Annotated in this window: 26 protein-coding genes and 1 pseudogene; 13 read left to right on the forward strand and 14 right to left on the reverse strand. The window is 64.8% G+C overall.

What is annotated here, in order from left to right:
- Positions 1-69: 69 nt before the first annotated feature.
- Positions 70-1,494, reverse strand: a complete 1,425-nt coding sequence (locus BKX98_RS12190) for an MFS transporter (protein WP_233125373.1) — start codon at positions 1,492-1,494, stop codon at positions 70-72.
- 31 nt (positions 1,495-1,525) lie between these two features.
- A complete protein-coding gene (locus BKX98_RS12195) occupies positions 1,526-2,596 on the reverse strand; it encodes an MBL fold metallo-hydrolase (RefSeq protein ID WP_073707429.1) in 1,071 nt (356 codons plus the stop codon).
- A gap of 128 nt (positions 2,597-2,724) precedes the next feature.
- Between BKX98_RS12195 and BKX98_RS12200 the strand changes: the two genes are divergently transcribed.
- Entirely contained in the window at positions 2,725-3,615 is an 891-nt protein-coding gene (locus BKX98_RS12200) for a LysR family transcriptional regulator (RefSeq protein ID WP_073707430.1), read from the forward strand.
- A gap of 21 nt (positions 3,616-3,636) precedes the next feature.
- On the opposite strand, the gene BKX98_RS12205 is transcribed toward BKX98_RS12200, so the two are convergent.
- The gene (locus BKX98_RS12205) at positions 3,637-4,380 is read right to left on the reverse strand and encodes an IclR family transcriptional regulator (RefSeq protein WP_073707431.1); all 744 of its coding nucleotides are present in this window, start codon (positions 4,378-4,380) and stop codon (positions 3,637-3,639) included.
- Positions 4,381-4,603: 223 nt separating this feature from the next.
- Between BKX98_RS12205 and betT the strand changes: the two are divergent.
- Positions 4,604-6,909, forward strand: a pseudogene (gene betT, locus BKX98_RS12210) (choline BCCT transporter BetT).
- A gap of 105 nt (positions 6,910-7,014) precedes the next feature.
- Positions 7,015-7,683 (forward strand): DUF6318 family protein, encoded by a 669-nt coding sequence (locus BKX98_RS12215; RefSeq protein WP_143181111.1) that lies wholly within the window; start codon positions 7,015-7,017, stop codon positions 7,681-7,683.
- A gap of 100 nt (positions 7,684-7,783) precedes the next feature.
- Here the strand turns inward: BKX98_RS12215 and BKX98_RS12220 are convergent, their stop codons facing one another.
- Complete coding sequence (locus BKX98_RS12220) at positions 7,784-8,977, reverse strand: MFS transporter (protein ID WP_073707433.1); 1,194 nt, start codon at positions 8,975-8,977, stop codon at positions 7,784-7,786.
- Positions 8,978-9,189: 212 nt separating this feature from the next.
- Here BKX98_RS12220 and BKX98_RS12225 point away from each other — a divergent pair, with 212 nt between their 5' ends.
- The 4 genes from BKX98_RS12225 to BKX98_RS12240 all read left to right on the forward strand — a co-directional run bounded on the left by BKX98_RS12225 (position 9,190) and on the right by BKX98_RS12240 (position 12,613).
- Entirely contained in the window at positions 9,190-10,401 is a 1,212-nt protein-coding gene (locus BKX98_RS12225; protein WP_073707434.1) for a thiolase family protein, read from the forward strand.
- 19 nt (positions 10,402-10,420) lie between these two features.
- Entirely contained in the window at positions 10,421-11,092 is a 672-nt protein-coding gene (locus tag BKX98_RS12230) for a 3-oxoacid CoA-transferase subunit A (RefSeq protein ID WP_073707435.1), read from the forward strand.
- Complete coding sequence (locus BKX98_RS12235) at positions 11,092-11,748, forward strand: 3-oxoacid CoA-transferase subunit B (RefSeq protein ID WP_073707436.1); 657 nt, start codon at positions 11,092-11,094, stop codon at positions 11,746-11,748. Before BKX98_RS12230 ends, BKX98_RS12235 begins: the two co-directional genes overlap by 1 nt.
- Positions 11,749-11,830: 82 nt before the next feature.
- Positions 11,831-12,613 (forward strand): IclR family transcriptional regulator C-terminal domain-containing protein, encoded by a 783-nt coding sequence (locus BKX98_RS12240; RefSeq protein ID WP_073707437.1) that lies wholly within the window; start codon positions 11,831-11,833, stop codon positions 12,611-12,613.
- A 13-nt stretch (positions 12,614-12,626) separates the two neighbouring features.
- Here BKX98_RS12240 and BKX98_RS12245 read toward each other — a convergent pair whose 3' ends face one another.
- From BKX98_RS12245 to BKX98_RS12255, 3 genes are all read right to left on the reverse strand, one after another.
- Positions 12,627-13,244, reverse strand: coding sequence for a cysteine hydrolase family protein (locus BKX98_RS12245; RefSeq protein ID WP_233125375.1), 618 nt, complete (start codon positions 13,242-13,244; stop codon positions 12,627-12,629).
- A 66-nt stretch (positions 13,245-13,310) separates the two neighbouring features.
- On the reverse strand, positions 13,311-13,709 hold the full coding sequence (locus tag BKX98_RS12250) for a VOC family protein (protein WP_073707515.1): 399 nt from the start codon (positions 13,707-13,709) through the stop codon (positions 13,311-13,313).
- Positions 13,710-13,804: 95 nt separating this feature from the next.
- Positions 13,805-14,686, reverse strand: a complete 882-nt coding sequence (locus BKX98_RS12255; RefSeq protein WP_038992436.1) for an alpha/beta fold hydrolase — start codon at positions 14,684-14,686, stop codon at positions 13,805-13,807.
- 464 nt (positions 14,687-15,150) lie between these two features.
- Between BKX98_RS12255 and BKX98_RS12260 the strand changes: the two genes are divergently transcribed.
- Complete coding sequence (locus tag BKX98_RS12260) at positions 15,151-15,801, forward strand: alpha/beta hydrolase (RefSeq protein ID WP_073707438.1); 651 nt, start codon at positions 15,151-15,153, stop codon at positions 15,799-15,801.
- A complete protein-coding gene (locus tag BKX98_RS12265; protein ID WP_073707439.1) occupies positions 15,798-16,895 on the forward strand; it encodes an LLM class flavin-dependent oxidoreductase in 1,098 nt (365 codons plus the stop codon). The genes BKX98_RS12260 and BKX98_RS12265 overlap by 4 nt, the downstream gene beginning before the upstream one ends.
- A gap of 9 nt (positions 16,896-16,904) precedes the next feature.
- Here BKX98_RS12265 and BKX98_RS12270 read toward each other — a convergent pair whose 3' ends face one another.
- On the reverse strand, positions 16,905-18,161 hold the full coding sequence (locus tag BKX98_RS12270; protein WP_014317774.1) for a DDE-type integrase/transposase/recombinase: 1,257 nt from the start codon (positions 18,159-18,161) through the stop codon (positions 16,905-16,907).
- A 140-nt stretch (positions 18,162-18,301) separates the two neighbouring features.
- On the opposite strand from BKX98_RS12270, the gene BKX98_RS12275 reads away from it, so the two are divergent.
- Positions 18,302-18,595 carry a hypothetical protein gene (locus BKX98_RS12275; protein WP_038992433.1) on the forward strand — a complete coding sequence of 98 codons (294 nt, stop codon included), beginning with the start codon at positions 18,302-18,304 and terminating at the stop codon, positions 18,593-18,595.
- Here the strand turns inward: BKX98_RS12275 and BKX98_RS12280 are convergent.
- A complete protein-coding gene (locus tag BKX98_RS12280) occupies positions 18,592-19,692 on the reverse strand; it encodes a hypothetical protein (RefSeq protein ID WP_143181112.1) in 1,101 nt (366 codons plus the stop codon). The genes BKX98_RS12275 and BKX98_RS12280 overlap by 4 nt on opposite strands.
- A 78-nt stretch (positions 19,693-19,770) precedes the next feature.
- On the opposite strand from BKX98_RS12280, the gene BKX98_RS12285 reads away from it, so the two are divergent.
- Positions 19,771-20,202 (forward strand): MarR family winged helix-turn-helix transcriptional regulator, encoded by a 432-nt coding sequence (locus BKX98_RS12285; RefSeq protein WP_038992432.1) that lies wholly within the window; start codon positions 19,771-19,773, stop codon positions 20,200-20,202.
- A 24-nt stretch (positions 20,203-20,226) separates the two neighbouring features.
- On the opposite strand, the gene BKX98_RS12290 is transcribed toward BKX98_RS12285, so the two are convergent.
- From BKX98_RS12290 to BKX98_RS12310, 5 genes are read right to left on the reverse strand one after another with little or no spacing between them, the layout of a single operon-like run.
- Complete coding sequence (locus BKX98_RS12290; RefSeq protein WP_073707441.1) at positions 20,227-20,436, reverse strand: DUF1653 domain-containing protein; 210 nt, start codon at positions 20,434-20,436, stop codon at positions 20,227-20,229.
- A gap of 39 nt (positions 20,437-20,475) precedes the next feature.
- The gene (locus BKX98_RS12295) at positions 20,476-20,970 is read right to left on the reverse strand and encodes a molybdenum cofactor biosynthesis protein B (protein ID WP_038992429.1); all 495 of its coding nucleotides are present in this window, start codon (positions 20,968-20,970) and stop codon (positions 20,476-20,478) included.
- Entirely contained in the window at positions 20,960-21,436 is a 477-nt protein-coding gene (moaC, locus tag BKX98_RS12300) for a cyclic pyranopterin monophosphate synthase MoaC (protein ID WP_073707442.1), read from the reverse strand. Before moaC ends, BKX98_RS12295 begins: the two co-directional genes overlap by 11 nt.
- The gene (locus BKX98_RS12305) at positions 21,429-22,661 is read right to left on the reverse strand and encodes a molybdopterin molybdotransferase MoeA (RefSeq protein WP_073707443.1); all 1,233 of its coding nucleotides are present in this window, start codon (positions 22,659-22,661) and stop codon (positions 21,429-21,431) included. The genes moaC and BKX98_RS12305 overlap by 8 nt, the downstream gene beginning before the upstream one ends.
- Before the next feature lie 3 nt (positions 22,662-22,664).
- Complete coding sequence (locus BKX98_RS12310; protein ID WP_073707444.1) at positions 22,665-22,916, reverse strand: MoaD/ThiS family protein; 252 nt, start codon at positions 22,914-22,916, stop codon at positions 22,665-22,667.
- Positions 22,917-22,955: 39 nt separating this feature from the next.
- Between BKX98_RS12310 and BKX98_RS12315 the strand changes: the two genes are divergently transcribed.
- Both BKX98_RS12315 and BKX98_RS12320 read left to right on the forward strand, forming a co-directional pair.
- Positions 22,956-24,128, forward strand: coding sequence for a ThiF family adenylyltransferase (locus BKX98_RS12315; protein ID WP_073707445.1), 1,173 nt, complete (start codon positions 22,956-22,958; stop codon positions 24,126-24,128).
- Between the two features lie 2 nt (positions 24,129-24,130).
- The gene (locus tag BKX98_RS12320) at positions 24,131-24,538 is read left to right on the forward strand and encodes a molybdenum cofactor biosynthesis protein MoaE (RefSeq protein WP_198934377.1); all 408 of its coding nucleotides are present in this window, start codon (positions 24,131-24,133) and stop codon (positions 24,536-24,538) included.
- Positions 24,539-24,664: the final 126 nt, after the last annotated feature.

The following is a 24,664-nucleotide window of genomic DNA, read 5'->3' on the forward strand; positions in this document are numbered from 1 at the left end:
GGCGAAGCCCGGGGTGATCCGCACTGATGGATCGCCCCGGGCTTCGCCCTTTCCTCGGCAGTGATGGAATCAGCTTCGCATTGCGGCGGCTTCCTGGCTTTGGGCCTCGCTGGATTTGCCGACCGCCACGGCCGAGCCCATCTCAGCGTCCAAATTCTGGATCTCTGAACCGGAACGGTCCTGCGAGCGCAGCAAGGCAACTAGGGACATGCCGGAGAATGACATCCACAGCATCGCTACCAGCCAGAGCTTCCCGCCGCCAGCTATCACCAGGGCGGTGGCGATCATCGGGGTGAAACCGGCACCGAGGGTGGACGCCAGCTGATAGCCCACCGAGGTTCCGGAATAGCGCACTGCGGTTGGGAACAGCTCGCCGGCGAAGGCGCCGTAAGGCCCGGACGTAAAGCCCTGTACCAAGCTCAGTCCCAGCACGATCGCAAGCATGAAGGCCACGGTGCTGCCCATCTCCAGCAAGGCCATCACCGGGAAGGCCAGCAGGATCGCTGCGATATTGCCCCAGATGAGTATGCGGCGGCGGCCTAGCCGGTCGCTGAGCTTGGAAGCAGTGATGATGGCCAGCACGGTGAATACCCCGCCAATGGCCTTGATGTTCAGCACTTCGGTCTGAGCGAGGATGGCCTGCTGCACGGCGAAGGAAATCGCCCACGCACCCATCAATCCCTGTGCCATTTGGCCCGATAGTCCGGCCACCACGGCGGTCAGCAGCGGCGTGCGGTGATCGCGGAACAGCTCGGCGAGGGGGATGCGCTTCTTGGTTTTCTTAGCCGCTGCCGAGACCTCGGTGAAGATCCGCGACTCGGAAACGCGCATGCGGATGAAGATCGCCAGCATCATGAGCACAGCGGAGAAGAGGAACGGCACCCGCCAGCCCCAGGCAAGGAATTCGGCTTTGGGCAGCAGCGACATCCCGGAAAGGATCAGCGTGCCCAGGATGGTGCCCGCAGGCGCGCCCATGTAGGCGAAGGCCGAGGCGAAGCCGCGTGAGCTCTTTTTCGAGTTCTCGAAGGCCAGCAGCATCGCGCCGCCCCATTCGCCGCCCACGGCAAGGCCCTGGAAAACGCGCAAGCTGACCAGCAGAATCGGTGCCCAGACACCGATCTGCGCGGTGGTGGGCAGCAGTCCCATGAGTGTGGAAGCGATGCCCATGGCCAGCACCGTGGTGATCAGGATGGCCTTGCGCCCGATCTTGTCGCCCAGGTTGCCGAAGATGAACGCGCCCAATGGGCGGGCGATGTAGCCCACGGCCAAGGTGCCGAAGGAAACGAACAGTGCGGCGTTCGGGTCCAGGCCGGCGAAGAACACTTGGTTGAAGACGATGCCCGCGGCGGTGGCATAGAGGATGAAGTCGTAGTACTCCACGGCGGTGCCCAGGAAGCTGGAAAACAGGATCCTGCGCATCTCCTTGGGGTTGGCATGGTAGGTCGTGCCTTGTGGTGCCGGTGTGGGTGGCATTGCCTGCGGGTTCTGGCTCATGGCTCTGTCCTTTCGGTGCGTGCTGGGGATGCTAGTTGTTGCTGGTGCGGGCTGTTGCCGGCGCCAAGGAGGCGCGGGCAGCCGGTCCGAAGGGGATCACGTCGAGGTCATCGGGAATTGAGAGCTGCCCGCTGAAGCGCGAGCGCGCCTCCTGCCAAGCCTCTGGCGGGCTGTAACTGGGGACCAGATGGTGCAGGGCCAGATGGGCGACCCCCGCTTCGGCAGCGATCTGCCCCGCCTCGGCTGCCGTGGTGTGCGCCCGACGGTGGTGGTCCATGGTGGCCTGCAGCATTTGCGCGTCGGAGTACTGCGCTGCCAGGATGTCCAGATTGATGGCCTCGTGCAGCAGCAGGTCGGTGCCGCGGGCCAGGGCCGCCATGTTGGCGCAGGGCGCGGTATCCCCAGAAATCGTCACCGAACCGCCGGTGGTATCGAAGCGGAAGGCGTAAGCCGGGGCGGTGGGGTGGTGGGAGACCAAGATGGCTGTCACGGTGACGTTGCCATCGCGGAAGACTTCGATGGGTTCCATCGGTGGAGCCACTTCGGTGTCGGGGTCGAAGCCAATCGATTCGGGCAGGCGGATTTCTCGCGGCTCGAATTGCGTGGCGGGGGAGAGTGCCAGCGAATCGAAGATCCGGTCATTGCAGTCGGTGGCGTAGGCGGAAAGGATTCCTGAGACCAGGCCATCGATTCCGGGGGTCGGACGCGTCGGGGCGATGGGCTCGGGCACGGAGGTCGCCCGGGGAGAGAGCGGCGGCAGCTTGCCGCGGTCGCCTGGACCGATGATGGGAATTGGCCCGCGAGTGGCGTTCTTCAGCTCGAAGGCGCCGAAGAGCAGCAGCGAAGGCAGATCCACGGTGTGGTCCGAGTGCATGTGGGTGATGAAGATTCCGCCCAGCTGCGACATCTGCAGCCCTGCCGCGTTGGCTTGGCGCCCAGCCCCTTGGCCGCAATCGACCAGGTACCAAGTCTCGCCGACCACCACCGCAGTGGCGATGCCGAATCTCGGGGTGCCGCGGTGGTCTTTCCACCAGCGCGGGCCGCCGGCGGTGCCCAAGGTGACGACGTATGGAATCAGGTCGGCGGGCTCGGAATGGCTCATGCTGGATCTCTCGCTTTCAACGGATGATGCCGGGGATGGACTGGTTTCCCGGGACGCTCACTCCAGTTTGGTGTCCGCCGTCACATTTGCCTAGCTAGAATTACTGCAGACTGACATAAGGAGAACTAATGAGCGAACTGACATTGCGGCAGCTCGAATACTTCGCGGCAATCGCCGAAACCCAATCTGTGACCCAGGCAGCGCGGTTGTGCCACGTCAGCCAGGGTGCGGTCAGCCTGGCCCTCGGTCAGCTCGAGCAGGCGCTGGGAGTCACGCTCGCCATGCGCCAGCGTGGCCGCGGCGTCGCGCTGACCGCCGAGGGCCAGGAGGTTGCCACCCGGGCGAGGATTATTACCGATCAGGTGGAGCATCTGCGAGATGCGGTCTCCCAGGTGCATACCGGGCTGGCCGGGCGGCTGACCGTGGGAGTCTTCACCACGTTGGCGGTCCATGTCATCCCGCACCTCATCGAGTGGTTCAGCAGCAGGCATCCGAAACTGCAGCTCAGTTTCATCGAAGGCAGCGGCCCCGAAATACAGGAGGCACTTTTCTCCGGACGCACGCAGCTGTCCCTCGGTTATGAAACCCAATTCGGTCCCGACTGCGCGCTGGTGGTGCTCAAGGAATTCCACCGGCAGGTGGTGGTGAGCCCGGAACATCCGCTGGCCCGGCATGAGCAGATCAGTTTCGCCCAGCTGGCCGAGTATCCGGCCGCATTCCTTGATTTGGAGCCGGCGCTGCAGCATACGCTGGACGAGTTCAAGCGCCACGGTGCTACGGCGCAGGTCAGCTGGCTGCTGTCGAATGTGCCCTCCATTCATGCGGTGGTGGGCCGGGGGTTGGCGTACTCGCTGCTGATGCAACCCACGCAGAGCAGCATGGAGGACCGGCCGCTGGTCTTCCGGCCGCTCGCCGAGCACACCGAGCCCAATTCGCTGGTGGCGGCCATGCCGAAATCGGTCAGCCGCAGCGCCATAGTCGTGGAGACGCTGGCGGCCCTGCAGGGCCAATGGGCCTAGCTGGGCAGGGAACCGGCGGAATCAGGTGGTCGGAGCCAGCGCGCGGGAAATGCCCCGGGCCGCGGTGCGCAGCGCCAGCGCGGCGGAGTGCAGGATTCCCGAATCCCTGGGTACCACGACCGAGATTACCGCGATCTGGTAGCCCGACTCGTCGAGGATCGGGGCGGCGACGCCCGTGGTCTGCGGGTCGATGAAACCATCGAAGGAGGCGTAGCCGTTGCGGCGGATCTCCGCGATCTCGGCACGGAAGTCCGGGTGGGTTGCATCCATCGATGCCTGATGGCGGGCAAGATACCCGGCGATCGCATCCGGCCGGGCAAAAGCCAGCAGGGCCATGCCCATCGAGGTGCGGTGCACCGGCATCCGGCCTGCCACGTTGGCCTGGTTCACCACGGAACCTGGTCGGGAGAGCCGCTCAATAATGAGCACCTCGTCCCGGTCCAGCACCGAGAGCTGGGTATTCTGGCCGATGAGCTGGTTGATGTCCTCCATGAAGGGCAGGGCCGCCTGGCGCAGGCCAAGCGTGGACGCGCTGCGATTGGCCAGCTCCCAGAGCCGCAAGCCGAGGCGCACCTGCCCGTCCGCGTCGCGGGAGAGCAGGTCGTGGGCAGCCAGCGATTCGACCAGCCGGTAGGCCGTGGCCAGCGGGACATCCGCCCGGCGGGACAGCGCGCTGACGGTCAGCTGCGGGTTGTGCGCGTCGAAGGCGTCAAGGATCCGCACCAGGCGGTCCAGCATCGAATCCCCGCTGGGCGAATTGGCCATGGCACTACTCTAGACCAGCAGGCCAGCGGCCTGGCGGCAGGCGAAAGAGAGCGATTCAACTCCCGGGATGCTAGACCCGCGAATCGCAACGTGCCTAGGCTGAGCACAGGTACACCGATGACCACGGCCTTGCGGAGGGGGTCACGCGCCCGCCGGGCGAGTGGCGCAGTATAGGCGGGCGAGGGGACCGGAGCCGTGATTGCACCTGGACTTCAGGGAGATCATGGTGGCAGAGCGCAGCGGTACGTCGCCGGATCCAGATGAGAAGCCGAATCTTACCGTTGGACGCAGCAAGTTCGGTGTCAGCAAGAAGCCGAGGAACCCCGAAGCCGAGGAATTCAGGGCGCCGATCACCAGTACTGAACTGAGCAAGGGCCCCGGGGAACTCATCGAGCACCCCGGCACCAAGGTCAACTGGCGGGTGTTCGTGATTGCCGCCGCGGTCATTCTGGGATTCTCCCTGTGGGCGATGCTCGCCCGGATGCCGCGGCCTCGGCGATGCGCTCGGCGGTATCGTGGATCTCCACGAACCTGGGCTGGTTCTACGTGCTGGCGGTGACCGCGGTGGTGCTGTTCGTGCTCTGGGTGGCCTTCTCCAAGGAAGGCAGCGTCCGGCTGGGCCCGGACCATTCGCGGCCGCAATACAACTTGGTCACCTGGGTGGCGATGCTCTTCGCCGCCGGCGTGGGCATCGACATGCTCTTCTATTCGGTGACCGGGCCGATTACCCAGTACATCGCCCCGCCGGCGGCTGATCCCGAATCCGCCGCGGCCGCCCAGGACGCGGTGGTCTGGACGATGTTCCACTACGGCATCGCCGGCTGGTCCATGTACTCGCTGCTGGGCATGGCCATGGGCTACTTCGCCTACCGCTGGGGCATGCCGCTGTCCATCCGCGCGGCGCTCTACCCGCTGCTGGGCAAGCGCGTGCGCGGCGGCACCGGCGACGTGATCGACATCTTCGCCCTGGTGGGCACCGTCTTCGGCGTCGCGACCTCCATGGGCATCGGCGTCGTGCTGCTGAATGTGGGCTTCTCGATGATCTTCGGGCTGCCCGAGGGGCTGGCCCTGCAGATCGCCCTGATCGGGGTGGCAGTGGTGCTGACCATCGCTGCCTGCACCTCCGGGGTGGACAAGGGCATCCGCATCATCTCCGAGCTGAACCTGTGGTCCGCGGCCGCCATGATGCTCTACATCCTGGTCACCGGCAAGACCTCCTTCCTGCTCAGCGCGCTGGTGGAGAACATCGGCCGGTTCATCTTCACCCTGCCCGAACGCACCTTGCAGACCTTCGCCTACGAGGCCGACGGGCCCGACTGGATGGCCAGCTGGACGCTGTTCTTCTGGGCCTTCTGGCTGGCCTGGGGGCCGTTCGTCGGCATGTTCCTAGCGCTCATCTCGCGCGGGCGCACCCTGCGCGAATTCGTCATCGCGGCGATCACCGCCCCGGTGCTCTGCGACTTCTTCATCGTCTCGATCTTCGGCAACAGCGCGCTGAAGGTGGTCATGGACGGCAATACCGGCTTCGCCGAGCGGGCCATGGCGGAGCCGGAGCACGGATGGTATGCGCTGCTGGAAATGTTCCCTGGCGCGCCCTTCCTCATCGGCCTGGCCACTCTTTCCGGCCTGCTGTTCTACCTGACCAGCGCGAACTCCGGCGCGATGGTGATGTCCAACTTATCCTCGACCATCCCGGACCCGTCGCAGGACGGGCCGAAGTGGCTGCGCATCTTCTGGGCTTTGGCCACCGCGATGCTGACCATTGCCATGCTGGTGGCCGGCGGGGTGACCACCATGGAGCACGCCACGCTGATCTTCGCGCTGCCGGTGACCATCATCGCCTACCTGGTGATGGCTTCCTTCTCCAAGGTGCTGCGCATGGAGCGCGCCGAACGCGAGGGCCGGATGAACCGGCGCAAGGCCACCGCCGCGCATGGCGGAGCGGCCCCGGACAAGACCTGGCGCCAGCGGCTGGCCCAGCTGCGCTCCTACCCGTCGAACAAGCAGGTGGCCCGCTACGTGGAGAAGGTCATCCACCCGGCGCTGGTGGAAGTGGCGAAGGAATTCGAGGAACTCGGCTACCAGGCCGAGCTGTCCACCACGCCCAACGAGCAGACGAAGATCCCCGAGCATGCTCTGGTCATCCACATCCCGGACCACCGGGATTTCCATTACCAGGTGGCCGCGGTGGAAGCTCCTGTGCCGATGTTCGGCGCGCGTTCGATGTCCCGCGAAATCGACGTGTATTTCCGGCTCGAGGTCTTCACCCAGACCGGCCCCGAAGGCTACGACCTGATGGGCCTGGAACGCGACCAGGTCATCAACGATGTGCTGGACCGCTACGAAACGCACCTGTCCTTCCTGCGGTACTCGGACGAGCACGACTATGCCTCGGTGCTCACCCCGCCGCGTCCCGCCACGGGCATGGCGCCGCGCGTCCCGGAGCCGGGAACGGAGCCCGACCCGGGTGCCGGCAATCCGCCCGATGAGCAGCCTCCAACGCCTCCCACTCCAGGCCGCGGCCAGTAGGCCGAAGAAGCGGAGAATGAATTAGCCTCTCGGCATCCTATTTTCCAACCGATTGATGTATTGTCGGTTGCAGGTGGGGGCGTACCTATTGAGGAGCGGGTGGACATGGTTCGAATTCATAAAGTGGAACTGGTTGCGCTGTCGGCTGCCGTGGCGCTGGCCGCCAGCGGTTGCGTCGGAGTGTCCGAGGAGGGTGCCGGCAATCAGCCGGACGCCACGGCGGCATCCGGCTCGGATTCTGCGCAGCAGGCTGCCGAGGCGCCGCAACCGCCTGCGGGCTTGGAGGAGGAAACCGAGGAGGGCCTTGAAGCCGCTGTCGACTACTGGGTAGCCCTGCTGAACCATGCGGTGGCCACCGGAGACACTGCGTCGCTCAAGGAATTCTCCGCTCCGGACTGCTCGCTGTGCCAGGAGCAGATCGCCGCAATCGACCGGGTGTACGCCGAGGGCGGGAGCATTGCCGACGGGCAGTTCAGCATCGTCGAGATCTCCAGCAGCCTGGACCAGTTCCAGGAAGAAGATGGCGATGACAAGGTGGCCTTTGCCAACTTCGGGATGGAACGCGCCGCCGGCGAGGTGCTCGATTCCGAGGGTAAGGAGAGCGGCCAGATTGAGCCGGTGTCCTGCCAGGGCATCGACAGCACCTGGGACGAGGTCGCCTACGACAAGGATGGGAACTTCATCGGATCGATCTGCCGGCTGGCTTTGCAGGAGCCGGAGTTCGACGAAACCACCGGGTGGCAGCCGCTGGATGTCGCTTTCAACGCCCAATAGCAGTGCACAGGTGAAAGGCGCCTCGATCGCAGCATGAAGAACGCCGGGCCCCTTGGGAAGGGGCCCGGCGTTGCGTGCAGGGAACAGCTGCTGCGCGCGGCTACGCGCTCTTCGGCTTCGGGATCTGCGCGATGACCAAGACTGCGATCAGAGCCGCACCGCCATAGAGGAAGAACGCGCCCGGGTAGGCAGTACCCGCGGCAACCATCAGGCCGGTGACGTAGGGGCCGATGATGGCGCCGAAGCGGCCGATGCCCGAGGCCAGGCCGATGCCGGTAGCCACCATGTCGCGCGGGTACACGTGCCCGGCATAGACATACATCAGGCACTGGGCGCTGAACACGAAGATGCCGGTGACGAACAGGATCGCGGTGAGCAGCACCTGGCTGCCGAATGGCACGGCCAGCAGCAGCAGGAACACCGCGGACGCGGCGAACCAGAGCAGCGAGATGAGCTTGATGCCCTTGGCATCCGCCGCGTAGGCGCTGATGATCAGGCCGGCAATCGCGCCGAGGTTCAGCACGAAGAGCATGGTCAGCGAATCGGCCACCGGGTAGCCGGCAGCGCCCATGATCTTCGGCAGCCAGGCATTCAGGCCGTAGACCAGCACCAGGCCCATGAAGGCGGCAATCCACAAGCCGATGGAGCTGCGCAGGTACTTGGGCTTGAGCACATCCATTGCCGAGGTCCGCTCATCCGCGGCAGCCACTTCGCTATCCGGCAGCTTGAACCACAGCAGCGCCAGCAGCGCCAGGCCCAGGCCGCCGCCCAGGTAGTAGAGCAGCGACCAGTGCACGCCGGCGGCCTTGCCAGCCAGCGAGGCCAGCACCGCGCCGAGATGGTAGCCGACCATCGGCAAGTTGTTGGCCAGCGCGCGGCGTCCCACCGGCGCGTTCTCCTGCATCAGCGCCAGCGCTACCGGCATGCAGCCGCCCAGCCCGAGGCCCGCGATGAAGCGCACCAGGCCCATCAGGAACGCCGAGGGCATGAGCGGGAAGACCAGTGTGAAGATCGAGAAGACGAGCACTGCGAGCAGCAGTGGGCGGCGCCGACCGAAACGGTCGGCCAAGCGGCCCATGAATGCGGCGCCCACGCCCACGCCGATCAGCGAGAAGGTGTTGACCCAGTTCATGGCTCCGACGCTGAAGCCGCCGACATCCGGGTCGGTGAGCATTGGGATTGTGGCGCCCAGTGCGACGATGTCGTAGCCCTCGAAGACCACGATGAAAAAGCAGAGGGCGGCGATCCAGCCACCGAGTCGTTGTGGGGAGGTGCTAGTGGTGGGCGCGGACAATCTTGATCCTTTCGAAGACGCGACGCCATGGCAGTGATGCAGTTCATGACCAAGTGAGACTAGCACCTCATTCGCATAGTGACCAAAAGTTCGCACAGCGAACAGGTGGGACTGGCCAAACCCTTGTGTCCGATGGGTGGAAACTGGTAAAGTTCAACATACGAACATAAGTTCACAATGTGAACATCTTATAGCGATGGAGCAGTGAGACGATGCAGCAGGCCTACCTATACGACGCAATCCGCACGCCATTCGGCAAAATCGGCGGCTCCCTGTCCAGCCACCGTCCCGACGACCTGGCCGCCCACGTGGTGCGCGAACTGGTAGCCCGCGCTCCGCAGCTGGACAGTGCGCAAATCGACGAGTCGATCTTCGGCAACGCCAACGGCGCCGGCGAGGAAAACCGCAATGTGGCCCGCATGGCCACCCTGCTCGCTGGCCTGCCCACCTCGCTGCCGGGCACCACGATGAACCGCCTGTGCGGCTCCTCGCTGGATGCCTCCATCGCCGCCTCCCGGCAGATCGCCACCGGCGACGCGGACCTGGTTCTGGTCGGTGGCGTCGAATCCATGTCCCGCGCCCCCTGGGTGCTGCCCAAGACCGAGCGCCCGTTCCCGATGAGCAATATGGAACTTGCCAACACCACCCTGGGCTGGCGCCTGGTCAACCCGGCCATGCCGGGTCAGTGGACGGTGTCGCTGGGTGAGGCCACCGAGCAGCTGCGCGAGAAGCACAACATCTCCCGCGAGGACCAGGACGAGTTCTCGGCCCGCTCGCACCAGCAGGCGGCGGCCGCCTGGGAGGCCGGCAAGTACGAGAACCTGGTGGTTCCGGTGCCGCCGGCAACCAAGCGCGGGGTGGAAGTCACCCGCGACGAGACCATCCGCGCAGATTCCACCACCGAAACCCTCTCCAAGCTGCGCACCGTCTTCCGCACCGGGGAGAACGCCACGGTCACCGCCGGCAACGCCTCGCCGATGAGCGACGGCGCCTCGGCCGCCTTCCTCGGCTCCGAGCGCGGCGGGCAACTGCTGGGCGCAGACCCGATTGCCCGCATTGTCTCCAACGGCGCTGCCGCCCTGGACCCGCAGTTCTTCGGCTTCGCACCGGTCGAGGCGGCCAACAAGGCGCTGGCCAAGGCCGGCCTGAAGTGGTCGTACATCGCCGCGGTAGAACTGAACGAGGCTTTCGCCGCCCAGTCGCTGGCCTGCATCCGCGCCTGGGATATCGACCCGGCGATCGTCAACGCCTGGGGCGGGGCCATCTCCATCGGCCACCCGCTGGGCGCCTCGGGCCTGCGCATCCTGGGCACCGTCGCCCGCCGGCTGCAGGAATCCGGCGAACGATACGGCATCGCCGCGATCTGCATCGGCGTGGGCCAGGGGCTGGCAGTCGTCGTCGAGAACGTGAACGCAACCAAGTAGCTTGTAGAAAGGCAGCATCATGGCACCACGTATTGCCACCTCGGCCGCGGACGCCGTCGCCGAGATCACCGACGGATCCACCGTGCTGATCGGCGGCTTCGGCAACGCCGGGCAGCCGATGGAACTGATCGACGCGCTCATGCAGTGCGGCGCCACCGACCTGACGGTGGTCAACAACAACGCCGGGCAGGCCGATGCCGGCCTGGCCCTGCTGATCAAGGAGCGCCGGGTGAAGAAGATCATCTGCTCCTTCCCGCGCCAGTCCGACTCCTGGCACTTCGATGCGGCCTACCGGGCCGGGGAAATCGAGCTGGAACTGGTGCCGCAGGGCAACCTGGCCGAGCGCATCCGCGCCGCCGGGGCCGGCATTGGCGGGTTCTTCACTCCCACCGGCTACGGCACGCTGCTGGCCGAAGGCAAGGAAACCCGCATCATCGATGGCAAGGGCTACGTGCTGGAAACCCCGATCCACGCGGACTTCGCACTGATCAAGGCGCTGAAGGCCGACACGCTGGGCAATCTGGTCTACCGCAAGACCGCACGCAACTTCGGCCCGATCATGGCCACCGCGGCCAAGGCGGCCATCGTGCAGGTGGACGAGGTCGTGCAGGCCGGTTCCATCGATCCGGAAAACGTCATCACCCCGGGCATCTTCGTGGATACCGTGGTGGAACTGGGAGGGGAAAAGTAATGAGCGCATTCAGCACCACCGAGGCGAAGCTCACCCGCGATGAAATGGCGCAGCTGGTGGCCGCCGACATCCCGGCTGGCGCCTTCGTGAACCTGGGCATCGGCCAGCCGACCAACGTCTCGAACTACCTCACCAAGGAGCAGGGGGTTACCCTGCACACTGAGAACGGCATGCTGGGCATGGGCCCGGTCGCCACCGGCGAGGACATCGACGAGGACCTGATCAATGCAGGCAAGATCCCGGTCACCGAGCTGCCCGGCGCCTCCTTCTTCCACCACGCTGATTCCTTCGCGATGATGCGCGGCGGGCACCTGGACGTGTGCGTGCTCGGCGCCTTCCAGGTCTCCAAGGCCGGCGACCTGGCCAACTGGCACACCGGTGCCGAAGGCGCCATCCCCGCAGTGGGCGGCGCCATGGACCTGGCCATCGGCGCCAAGGCGACCTGGGTGATGATGAGCCTGTTCACCAAGGCCGGTGAATCCAAGCTCGTCGAGGCGCTGAGCTACCCGGTCACCGGCCTGGGCTGCGTCTCGCGGATCTACACCGAAGTCGCGGTCTTCGAGCTGCGCGATTCCAAGGTCTTCGTGCGGTCCACCCATGGCATCAGCTTCGATCAGCTGGCGGCCAAGGTTCCGGTGGAACTGACCAAGGCATAGCAGACACAGTAGATTAGTGGGGTGCGCATCGGGGAACCCGGACGCGCACCCCGCAATCATTTGAGCACGCGCAAGGAGCACGGTGAGCGAGCAGGCAGCACCAACCGCATCGGTCCAGTCACTGGCCCGGGGCTTGGCGGTCATCAGCAGTTTCGACGCAGAACACGCGTCGATGACCCTCTCCGAGGTCGCCGCCCGCACAAACCTGTCCCGGGCCACCGCCCGGCGGTTCCTGCTGACCTTGGTGGATCTGGGCTATGTGCGCACCGACGGCAAGCACTTCGAGCTGACTTCCAAGGTCCTGCAGCTGGGCTATGCCTACCTGTCCAGCGCCACCTTGCCGCAGCTGATCGAGCCGGTGCTCGAGGAACTCTCGGCCGCCGTGCACGAATCGGCTTCCGCCTCCATCCTTGACGGTTCGGATATCGTCTACATCGCCCGCGTGCATACCCGTTCGATCATGCGGGTAGGCATTTCGGTGGGCACCCGCTTCCCTGCGGCCAATACCTCCATGGGCCGGGTGCTGCTGGCCCACCAGCCGGCGGAAATCCAGCAGGAGGTGCTGTCCGCCGGGGTGCAGTCGATGACCGGATTGGGCATTGGAGATGCGGCTGCGCTGCGCGAGGAACTGGAGAAGATCCGCGCCCAGGGCTATGCGGTGGTGGACCAGGAACTGGAAATCGGGCTGCGCTCGGTGGCGGTGCCGGTATTCAGCGCCGATGGCACCGTAGTGGCCGCGATGAACGTGTCGATGAGCGTGCATCCGAATACCGCTGATACTGCGCAGGATGCCGCCCAGGCGGTGCTGCCGCGGCTTCTCGAAGCCGCGCAGCAGGTGCGCGAGGCGCTGGCCGCCAGCCGCTAGCGGCCGCCGTGGATCAGCCAGCGGCCGGATCCCATTGGATGTCGGCGCAGCCGGTGATCGTGGCGAGCAGCCCGAGCGATTCGATGCTCGCCGCATGGGCGGCCTCGGCGGCCGCCGAGCAGGCATCTTCCACGATCACTACCCGGCAGCCGTGGTCCACAGCCGCCCGGGCGGTGCTTTCCACCGAGATATTCGTCGCCACCCCGGCAATCAGCAGGGTGTCGATGCCACCGGATTCTAGCAGCCCAGCTAATTCGGTGCCGAAGCCGCCGACCTGCTGGTTGGTGATCACCGCGTCGCCGGGGCCAGGCAGCAGCGGCTGGATGATGGCCGCCGATTCGGTGCCGTCCACCAGGGCGCCTGCCTGCTGCACCAGCTGCAGCAGCGGGGAATTGGGCACCAGGTCGCTGTAGTCCGGGGCGAAGGCGATACGGGTGTAGATGATGGTGGCGCCGGCCGTGCGGGCCTGGTCCAGCAGCCCGGACAGTTTGCCCACCACGTTCCGGGCGGTGATCTGCTCGTGGAACAGGTGCGCGAAGGCGCCATCGGGCCCGATGATGTCCCTTTGATTGTGGATGGACACCACTGCAGTCCTGGACGGGTCGAAACGCATGGCATGCCCCTTTTCCACGGGCCGCCGACCTCCTCAGCGGCGCTCGGTTTCAGCTTGCCACGGGCACGGCACGCACGCCAGCTTTTATTTTCGCGGCCCGCGCACGTCCCGGCGCAGCGGATGATCTGCCGGCACCTGCACCAGCACGATCCTGGTTCCGTCGGGATCCTCGATCCATGCCTCGACCAGGCCCCAGTCCTCCTGGCATGCCTCGCGGAGCACCTTCGCGCCGCGGGCGGACAGTTGTTCCAGTTCCGCGCGCACATCCCGCACCTGCATCCAGAGCACCAAGGTGGAGGGCATGCCAGGCGCCCTGCGCCCGGAGACTTCCAGCTGGCCATTGCCCAGGAAGAACACCATGCCTGGTTGCTCGGCCGGACCGAATTCCCGGGCCACGGCCAGCTGCAGCACTTCGCGGTAGAACCGCTGGGTTGCGGCCAGATCCACCGGCCGCAGCAGCACCCTGCTGGAAAGTACGTCCATGGCCACCAATCTAGTAGCTGGCTGGCGCACTGCCTAGGGGTGCTCCGGGTGCGTCCCGGCACCGGGAGCCGATGCCGGGACGCGTACTGGCCTGCTTACAGGTAGCAGGATGGGCGGTAGCCGGGGTCTGCCGGGCCATCGGTGGCCAGGGCGTTGAGCACCCAGCGATGGACCACCGGATCAACGTTCACGCCGAGGTGTCCTGAGATATTCAATGGGCATTTGTCCTGCAGCAGGACGTTGGTCACCTGTTCGCTCTCTCCCTTCAGGAACTGCGATTTGTAGGGCATGACGATCTCGTCGTACTTGGTGGCAATTACCGTATAGTCCGGGCCGGCAACGGTGTCGCCGATGGCATTCAGCTCGGTCATGAAGTCGCTGCCGGACACCTGGTCGGCGCAGGAATCGCAGATCCAAGTGTCAATGCTGTTGGCAATTGCCACACCAGTGGCGGTCGGGACCAGGATGCCCTGGGTGCCGTGGCTGGATGGGGCGATCGACACCAGGTCGTTGACGTACTTCGCACCGCCCATGTGGCCCATGTACCAGCGCGGCATCATTCCGCCTTGGCTGTGCCCGACGATGTCCACTTTCTTGGCACCGGTGGCCTGGCGGACGCGGTCAATGAAATCGCCCAGTTCGGCCGCCGAGTCGGGGACATGCGCGGCCCCGGAAAGCCCGTTTTCAAAGCCGTAGTTCAGTGCGAAAACGCAATAGCCGTTGCGCTTGAGCTTGGGAGACAGGGAGATCCAGTTGAGGTCCATCGTTTCAAAGGTGCCGTGAACCAGGACTACGGGGTAGGGGTGTTCTGCATCGGGCGTGCAGTCCCAGTCGTTGGCTCCCACTGGGCTGATGCCAAGAGTGGAAACCGTGCCGGCTTGCGCGGTGCTTGCCGGGCTTGGCGCGACGGCCGGAGCGGCGAGTGCTGCGGCGGCCAGGCACAGTGCGCCCAGACCGGAGAGTATGCGTCGTTGCATGGTTGTCCTTCGGGTAAAAGTTGGAAGAAACTTGCTACCGGCCAGTAGTAAAACGAAATGATCACAGTAATTTTGATCTCTGTCCAGAGTTTTCTGCCGCCGAATTCTTGCGTGAAGTGGGATGGGATACCTCCGGATTCAATGATTCCGCCAAGGCGAATCCCCGAGTTTTCGCATTCGCTTCGGGCCGATTCCGGGCCGGGATTAGCTTTGTTGACCAGCAGGTTCGTACTGCTGCCGCGCGGCTCTTGGCAGAGGGTGAACTGGATCGCAGTGTAGCTCGCTTCAGAAATTCCGAATGGGCCTGGTCGGGTGTATGTGACGAGTTGGATGGAAAAAATTTACTTGTACCTTCAATCAATTCCAGTATGCTTGGACTATGAACTTTGCCGGGAAGGCTGCCGTGAAAGCTGAACTTCCGCCTCCGGCACTGCCCCCGGCAACTGATGAGGAGCTGACCTGCCATGAGCAACCTGTTGAGCGATGTGCGTTCTTCCAACTGGGATGACGCCGGGGAATCCGGCGCCGTGCTGGTCTTCCTGCATGGCTTCGGCTCCAATGAGCACGACCTGGCTTCGCTGGCCGAACCGCTGGGCCTTCAATTGCCGTGGGCTTCGCTGCGCGCACCGCTGGAATTGGGCCACGGCGGGGCCGCCTGGTTCCAGATCACCACACCGGGCGTCCCCGACGCGGCACCGGTGGACGCGGCCACCGCAGCCATCTGGGCCTGGATCGACGCAAATGCGGACGCCTCCACCAAGATTATTCCGGTCGGTTTCTCCCAGGGCGGGCTGATGGCCAGCCAGCTGCTGCGCACCCGTCCCGAGCGCGTCCTGGCCACCACGATCCTCGGCGGTTTCGTGCTTGGCGGCACCCAGCCAGCCGATGAAATCATCGCCGCCCAGCGACCCGCCGTCTTCTGGGGCCGCGGCACCGAAGACCGGGTCATCGCCCCGGTCGCCATCGAACGGACCGCCGGGTTCCTGCCCGAGCACTCGACCCTGAATGAACGGACCTACACGGGGCTGGCCCACGGCATCAACATGGATGAGCTGTACGACGTGCGCAGCCATATTTCCGCGCAGCTGGATGAGATGGCGGCAGGCAACGCATGAGCCAGGGCGCGCACTTTGAAATCGGCATCTTCACCTTCGGGGAATTGACCAGGGATACCGACGGCAAGCCCATCGATGCGGCCACCAGGATACGCGACATCCTTGAATGGGCGCGGGTCGCAGACCAGGCCGGACTGGACGTCTTTGGCGTGGGCGAGCATCACCGCGAGGACTTCGCGGTGTCCGTCCCTCCGGTAGTGCTCGCGGCCGCCGCGGCGCAAACCAGGAACATCAAGCTGACCAGCACCGTCACGGTGCTTTCCTCAGCCGACCCGGTACGCGTCTTCGAGGACTTCTCCACCGTGGACCTGATCAGCGGCGGCCGCGCCGAAATCACCGCCGGCCGCGGGGCGTACCTGGAATCCTTCCCGCTCTTCGGCCAGTCGCTGGAACGCTACGACGAGTACTTCGAGGAAAAGCTGGATCTGCTGCTGAAGATCCGCGACGAAAACCCCGTGACCTGGAGCGGCAACACCCGCGCGCGGCTGGATGAGGCGGGGGTCTGGCCTCGTCCGGTTCAGGAGCAACTGCCCATCTGGGCAGCCGTGGGCGGCACGCCGGCCTCGGCGGTGCGTGCCGGCCGGCTAGGGTTGCCGCTGTACCTGGCGATCCTCGGCGCACCTGAACGCTTCGGGCCGCTGGCCCAGCTCTATCGCCGTGCCACGCACGAAGCCGGGCGCGAGCCAGGACGCATCGGGGTAACTTCGCACTTCTATGCCGAGGAAACCTCGCAGGGCGCCCGGAACAGCTTCTACCCGCATTACAGCTCCTACATCGGGCAGAACATGCCGCGTGCAGGATTTCTGGATCGCGAATCCTTCGAGGCATGGGCCTCCCCGCGCGGGGCGCTCTTTGCCGGCAGCCCGGCAGAAATCGTGGACAAGATCCTGTGGGAGTACGAGATCCTGGGCCACACCCGTTTCCTGGCGCAGGTGGGTCTGGGCGGCCTGTCGCAGGCGCAGACCTTGCGTTCCATCGAGCTGCTGGCCACAGAAGTCCTGCCACAAGTGCGCGCCGCGTTGGGCCAACGAGGGGACTCATTTAAATATGCCCGCGAAACAGCCCCGGTGACTCACGAAGGAATGCCCGCGTAATCCCTGAGTTTAGCTGGCTTGTTTCTTCCTTGTTCGGGCGGGTTTGACCCCGGCGGTCGGGTCGGGCTGCTTCGCAAGTTCGGCGGCTTCGAGTTTGCGGGTCTTGTCGGCGGCGAGCCAGGTGAGGCGCTGCTGGATCCGGTCGATCTCACGGGCGATATGCGCGGGATTCAAACTGTCCCGGTACGCGGTGAGCTCTGCAGTTCTCTCGCTGGTGAGGACACCGGAACGTAAGAGCCGGTCGAACGGGGTCGCAAGCGTGTCATAGACACGTCTGCGTCGGCCTTTGCCGTCGGTGTCCCAGCCGATGGGTTTCTTCGTCGGGGTGAGGAAGTTATGCCGGTCGTTTACCAGCGGCCAGAGCTCGCCCAGAAGCCGCAACTGTGCGGGAGTGTCGTACCGCCAGTAGAAGCCATACCTGCGTACGATCTGGTTGTTCTTGGACTCGACCGTGGCCTGATCATTCTTCTTGTAGGGGCGTGATCTGGTGAAGTAGATGTCGAGTTCGGCGGCCCACCCGATGACGTCGTAGTTGATGAATTCGCTCCCGTTATCAAAGTCCACCCCGGTGACCTCGAACGGGGTGTCGGCGATAAACCGGTCGAGCGCGTCACGCAGGTGTAGGTGCGCGTTGTTTCTGATCGACCGGGTGTAGGTCCACCCGGTGTGCATGTCTGTCATGTCCAGGGTCCTCGCGAACTCGCCCTTGAGCACAGGCCCGCAGTGAGCGACGGTGTCGCCCTCGAAAAACCCGGGCACGGCTTCGATCTCGTCCCCAGCTTTCCGGACGGTGATCGAGTTGCGTAGCAAAGGTCCTGGTGTGGTCGTGGTGATGCCGCGCAGCGGGTCCTTCGCGCGGGCGGGTGCGAGATAGCGGTCGATCGTGGCGGGGCTCATCGCCAGCAACTCGTCACGCACTCCGTCGGAGTAGCCGCCCTTGCCGGGGACTAACTCCCCGTGTGTTTCGAGGAGCATCAGCTGCAGTTCCATCGTGGCGGCGAGGTACTTCCCGCTGATTCCACCCGCGAACGCCCACACCCGATGCAACACCGCGATCGCCGTATCGGTGTACTTCAGCGCGCGTGGCTTGCGTTTCTTCGCGTTGACCCGGCGCGGCTGCAATGCGAGCTTCAACTGTCTGCGTGCGTTATCTCTGGACCAGCCCGTGATCGCGCACACCTCGTCGAGTAGTTTGCTCTTGGTGCCTTTTTCTGCGGCCGAGTATTGCCGCGCGAACTTCCTGGTTATCTCGTGTTTGGCTCGCATTGATAGCCCACTTCCCATGAAATAGATGATTCCGTTTCGCGGGCATATTTATGTGAGTCACCGGAACTGTTTCGCGGGCATATTAGGTGAGGCACGTCGGCCAATTGCGCCGGCAGCAAGGCGGCGGCTAGCCTAGAAGCATGCACGCAGTAGAGAAGCGCCTGCGCGAGATCCGGCAAGCCATCTCGAATCTGCGCGAGGCGGCGGCAATGGACGGCGATGCGCAGCGGGCGGGCGTGGCACAGTCGCTCGGCGAGCTGTTCGGGCAGGTCTCGACCCGTGAGGAATTGCGTGAGGCCGCCGCGCAGGCGATGCGGCACTACCAAGGCGGCATGGGATCATTCCAGGATGCCGGCACCCCGGCGATGGGTGATGCGGTCGACGGACTGCGGCGCGCGCTGGCCAAAGCACGATCAAGACTGCCTGCCGGCTAGGCCGCGACAGCCTCTTCGACGTCCTGGATCGCGGCATGCTCGTTCGCGATGCGGGTTCTGCGCACGCTCCAGGCGTGGGTCAGGATCACCAGCAGGATCCCGGGAATGAGCCACAACAGCAGCCGCAGGATATCCATGCTAATGGACTGCTTGGGAAAGTAGACCAGGGTCTGCACAGCATGCAGCCACCCTGCGCCATTCCAGAACGAGTTCAGTGCACCATAGAAGCCGGGCTGCATCTGGGGCTGGAAGATGCCGCCGGAGCTCGTGAAGTTCAACGCGACGAAGCATAGCGTCAGCACTGGGGTGGTCCAGTGGCGCAGCAGCGGATGCAGGCCCAGACCCAGCAAGGTGATGCCGGCGGCATAAACCCAGGAAGTCAACCAGATGCCCGTGAACCGGGACTCGATGATCCCGTAGACCGGGCCTGCGATGATCACTGCGATCGTGGCAACCACTGCGGCGGCGACCGCCGCCAGGACCAGGCGCACCGGCAGCTTGACCTTGCCCATGAACCCGGCCAGCGGAACGGCGCTGGCATAGCCGCCAATGCTCAATGCAACCAGCAGGAAGAACAGGCCCTGCCCGGTGGTGTCCTGCGCTCCCGTGGGCACGACATCCTCGATGCGCAAGGGCAGGTCCTGCTCATAGGCCACGTCCATGAAGATCTTCTGGGCGATATTCGCCGACGTTTCCGATGCTGCGCTGGAAATGTACAGCGTTGCGGTGCCGTTGCCTGTTTCGTAGGCGGCCGCGAGCTCGCGCTGTCCGACCAGTTTCCGAGCCTGCGCGGCATCAGCGACGGTGCGCACTCCCAAGGCGCCGTCGGATTCATCCTGCAAGGTTTGGGCGAAGACCTTGGACTGCGCGGAACCGCCGACGACTGCTACCTGCACGTTGTGCGGACTGGGCGCATGGAACGCGCCCAGATAGAACAAGCCCATGATTGCGCACAGGAAGAACGGGATCAGCATGGTCAAGGCCAGCTTTCCCCAGCCCAGCGATGCCCGCTTGGGTGCAGGGGACGGCTTTGCGTCCACGGAGACGGTCTGCGTGGAGTCGGAGGATGGGCGCGGGGCGGTGTCGGTGAGAGTCATCAGCACCCAAGAATACTCTTAATGTTGCATGATGCAACTTTAAGATTCCGATGAAGCCCTGGGTACTAGACTCGGTACATGGGCAAGGAACAGCGCGAAGCCGACATCCAATCGATTTTCCACCACATGCAACTGATTACCCGGCGGGCAAATTCGCGCTCCCGCCAGCTGGCCGAGCCGTTGACGCTCGTGGAGCATTCCCTGCTGCGCTTCATTGCCGATACTCCCGGAACCCGGGCTACCGACATTGCCGAGGCATTCTCGCTGAACCGGTCGACAGTTTCCCGGCAAGTGGGCACGCTGCTGGAGTTGGGATACATCGCCTATGACGCTGCCGAATCAGGGCGCGGGCGCGTACTGGAACTGACTGAGCTGGGAAGCGATCGGCTTCAGGCATCCGCCGCAGTGCACCGCGCCGCGGTAGCCGACCGCCTGGATGGCTGGAGCGAAGAGCAGATCTCCACCTTTGCCGAAGCCTTGGCACGCTATAACGAGGCCGACTCGCAGTAGAGCCAGGGAATTCCGCGACCGGACCTATGCGATCCTGGCGAACCGCGGTCCGCTGTAGCCTGCGCGTTCAACGTGTTCCGCGAACATTTGAAGCGGCCGGGCCCAGAAGCTGTAGTCATCGTAGAGCTTGCGGTAGAAGACCAGCGGCTCTTCGGTCTCGCTGTGCTTTCCCACGGCCAGCACCTCATAGCGCTGTCCCTTGAAATGCTGGTAGATGCCGGGTTCGATGCTCACCGTGGCGGCCTTTCTGGTCAATTGGGATGCAGGAAAACTTCAGCGCGAGCCGTGCCCGGCACCGACGCCGCTGCGCTGGGCCAGCAGGTGCTCAAGGATCGGTTCCAGGACCGCCAGCCCGTCCTTCACTCCGCCGGTGGATCCGGGCAGCGTGATCACGAAGCTGCTGCCAGCGAATCCTGCCACCCCGCGGGTAATGATGGACATCGGGGTTGAGGCCTCTCCGCGCCGGCGGATGGCCTCGATGATACCGGGCAGCTGGACATCGAGCAGCGGGGCAACCATTTCGGGGGATTGGTCATCGGGCGAGACCCCGGTCCCGCCGGTGACGATCACTACCTGGCTGCCATTGGCCAGCAGCTCATCCACGGCGAAACGCACCGGCTGCCCGTCGGCTACCACCGTCGGTTGCCCGGTGTCGAAACCGCGCTCGGACAGCCACCGGGTGATCAGCGGGCCGGTCTTGTCTTCTGCTTTGCCGGCCGCGGCGCTGGTCGAGGCGACCACCACCGCCGCTGTGCGGCTAGTCTCCACGAACCCAGTCTCCGCTCTTGCCTCCGGACTTGGACAGCACCTTCACCGAGCGGACCTCGGCGTGCTTGTCCACGGCCTTGACCATGTCGTAGAGGGTCAGCGCGGCGACACTGGCGGCGGTCAACGCTTCCATCTCCACTCCGGTGACACCCTTGGTGGTCACCTGGGCGGTGACGCGCACTGCGGATTCCTCGGCGGTGAAATCAATGGACACTTTGGAAATCGGCAGAGGATGGCACAGCGGGATCAGTTCCCAGGTCCGCTTGGCCGCCATGATGCCGGCGATGCGTGCGGTACCCAGCGCCTCGCCCTTGGGCAGGTCTCCGGTCATCAGCATCGGGACGACATCCGGGCGGGTGGCAAAGATGGCCTCGGCGGTAGCCACGCGCTTGGTGACCGCCTTGTCGCTGACGTCGACCATGTGGGCGCTGCCATCTTCGCGCAGGTGGGTGAGTTTTTCAGACATTCATGCTCCAAGTTTCAATGCTTTGGCCGGCGGCCAGCTGGCTGACACCAACCGGGATGTGCACCAGCGCATCGGCGCGGGCCAGGTCGTGGACCAGATGGGACCCCGGATCCAGGATAGTGACCTGTCCATCGCGGATCACTGCCCTGCGCACTTGGTGCTTGTGCTCGGGGGAGCTGGCATCGGCTGCCAGCGGGTAATGATCGGGCAGGGGTTCCGGCAGGCCATTGAATTCCCGCAGCAACGGGACCAGGAACAGCTCGGCAGAGAGCAGCGCGCTGACCGGGTTGCCCGGGAAGCACAGCACCGTTGCGTCTTCCAGTTGCGCATAGCCCTGCGGTCCGCCGGGTTGGATGGCCACGTGGTGGAAGTTGCCGCCGCGTTCGGCCAGGGCCTGGCGGACCACCTCGTAGGCGCCGGCGCTGATGCCGCCGACGGTCAGGATCAGGTCCACTTCTGCCTGCAGCCTGTCGATTGCGGTGGCGAAGCCTTGCGGATCATCGGGCAGCTGGATGGTGCGGACCTCGACCTGGTGCCGGCGCAGCAGGGCCGCGAGCATCGGCGAATTGGCATCCGGGATCTGCCCTTCGGCCAGCTGGCCATTGCTCAGCTCATCGCCGGTGGTGCACAGCGCCACCTTCAGGGCGCGGCGCACTGGGACTTCGGTCAGCCCGCTGGAAGCCAGGGCCGCGATCATGGCAGGGGCCAAGCGGGTGCCGGCCGGTGCCACGAGGGCGCCTGCTGCCAGATCCACGCCGGCCGGGCGGATGAAGCGCCCTTCGGGACTCGGTGCGGTGAATGCTGCCTGGCCGCTGGGAGTGCCGTGGCCGCTGCGCACGAGTTCGGGAAAGGTTCCGGCGGCGCTTTCCTCCACGGGAATGACGGTGTCGGCTCCGGCCGGGATCATTGCCCCGGTCATCACCGGGATGGCGGTGCCCGGTTGCAGTTCCAGCTGCGGATCCCCGGCGGCAGCGGTGAAGCCCAAGGGCAGGGAGACTGGGGCATCGGGTGCCGCGGACAACAGATCTGCGCTGCGTACGGCGTAGCCGTCCATCTGCGAATTCGTGAACGCTGGGATGGGCAGCACGGCGAAGGTGTCCTCGCTGGTGATCCGGTCGCACAGCTGCTCGCTGGTTACGGGCAGCCATTGCGTGCCCAGCGAATCGAAGACCGGTTTGAGCAGGCTAGCCAGCTCGGCGCGATGGTTTTCAAGGGTGCAGGTCATGGGCTATCCGCCTGCAAAAGGCGGCAGCACGTCCACGGTGAGCTCCCCGGTCGGACCCAGCTCGCCGGCATCGCGGCGCACCACACCGTTGACCAGGAAGCTTCCGGCACGCAGCACCTGGGCCATCTCGGTCCCGTGGGTGTCGATGAGCTGCGTGCGCAGCTGCGCCAGGGTTTCCGGCCGATCCCAGGTTTCCTGCTCGGTGCCCGCCGCCGCCGCGGCGGCAGCGAAGTAGCGTATCGTGATCTTCGACATGACTTCATGCTATCGCGCTAGAGCGAACAGGACACGATGATGAGCGAAGGCTACTTCCCAGCCCTAGTCGCACCCGGTGCGGAACTCAGCGGCGAACAGGCTAAGCGGGCCGCACGCCAGCTCTCGTTGGCCGGATTCGATGAGGTATCCCAGCGCCGCTTGGCCGCCGCCCGCGTGCTGGTGATCGGCGCCGGAGGCCTGGGCAGCGCCTGCATCCCGTATCTGGTCGGGGCGGGGGTAGGCACCATTGGCATCGTGGATGACGACGTGGTGGAACTGTCCAACCTGCATCGCCAGGTCACCCATACCACCGCGAATATCGGCAAATCCAAGACCGCGTCGCTGGCCCAGGCGGCCACCGCGCTGGATCCGAACGTAAAGATCATCGAGCACAACCTGCGCCTGGATTCCTCCAATGCGCTGGAGATCTTTGCGAATTATGACCTCGTGATCGACGGCAGCGACAACTTCCCGACCCGTTACCTGTCCAATGATGCTGCGCAGCTCACCGGCATCCCGCTGATCTGGGGATCCATCCTGCAGCACCACGGCCAGGTCTCCGTGGCCTGGCATGAGCAAGGTCCGGGCTACCGCGATCTCTTCCCGGTTCCTCCAGCCCCGGGCACCATCCCGGACTGCGCGGCCGGGGGAGTGCTGCCCGGATTATGCGGAACCATCGGTTCGCTGCTCGCCACCGAAGCGCTGAAGCTCATCGCGGGACTGGGCCAGCCGCTGGTGGGCAAGGTGCTGATCTATGATGCGCTGGCCGCCAGCACCCGCACCCTCGGATTCTCCCGGGATCCCCAAGCAGCTGAAGTCACCGAGCTGATCGACTACGTGCTCTTCTGCGCGGGATCACTGCCTGAGGCCGAGGCCATCGGAGCCGAAGCGCTCGCCGAAGCACTGGCCGGTGCAGATGCACCGGTGCTGCTGGATGTGCGCAACGAGGATGAACGCGCGCAGCAGCACATTTCTGGTTCTTTGCACCTGCCGTTGCCCCTGCTGGAATCCGCGATCGAATCCGGGGCAGAGCTGGAGCAGATCCCGGAACATGTCACCGTTTATTGCGCACGCGGACCGCGTTCGCTGCGCGCGGCCTCCTTGCTCGCCACACGAGGCATCAAGGCAAATTATCTTGACGGCGGGTTGCCGGCCCTGGCCGAAGTTGACCCGAACTTGCTGGCTGAACCAGCAAACATTGAAGGAGCTTGAGCATGAGCTACGCACTGATTACCGAAGAGCCGATTGATGAAGCTGCGGTGAAAGCTGCCGTGGAATCCGATACTTCGGGAGCCTTGGTGATGTTCCATGGCATCATCCGCAACCATGATGGTGGCCAGTCGGTGAATTCCTTGGACTACTCCCACCACCCGCAGGCACAGGAGTTCCTGGAACAGATCATCGCCGAGGAAGAAGAACGCACAGGGCTGAAGCTTGCGGCAGTTCACCGCGTGGGTCCGTTGAAGATTGGTGATGCGGCGCTGGTAGCTGCCTCGGCCGCGGCGCACCGCAAGGAAGCCTTCGACGCCATCGAGAACCTGGTGGAACGCATCAAGGCCGAGGTGCCGATTTGGAAAAAGCAGCACTTCACTTCCGGCAGCTCCGAATGGGTGGGGCTTTAACAATTCGGTTGGTTCCGTGCGCTAGCACGTGGAGATCCGGACTTCGCGGGGGCGTGGCCATGGCCAGCTTCGAAAGCATTTAATCTTGGCAACGGCGCAATTGAATCGACCAGCAGCCGAGCCAAG

Source organism: Glutamicibacter sp. 0426 (assembly GCF_001906485.1).
Lineage (GTDB): Bacteria > Actinomycetota > Actinomycetes > Actinomycetales > Micrococcaceae > Glutamicibacter > Glutamicibacter nicotianae.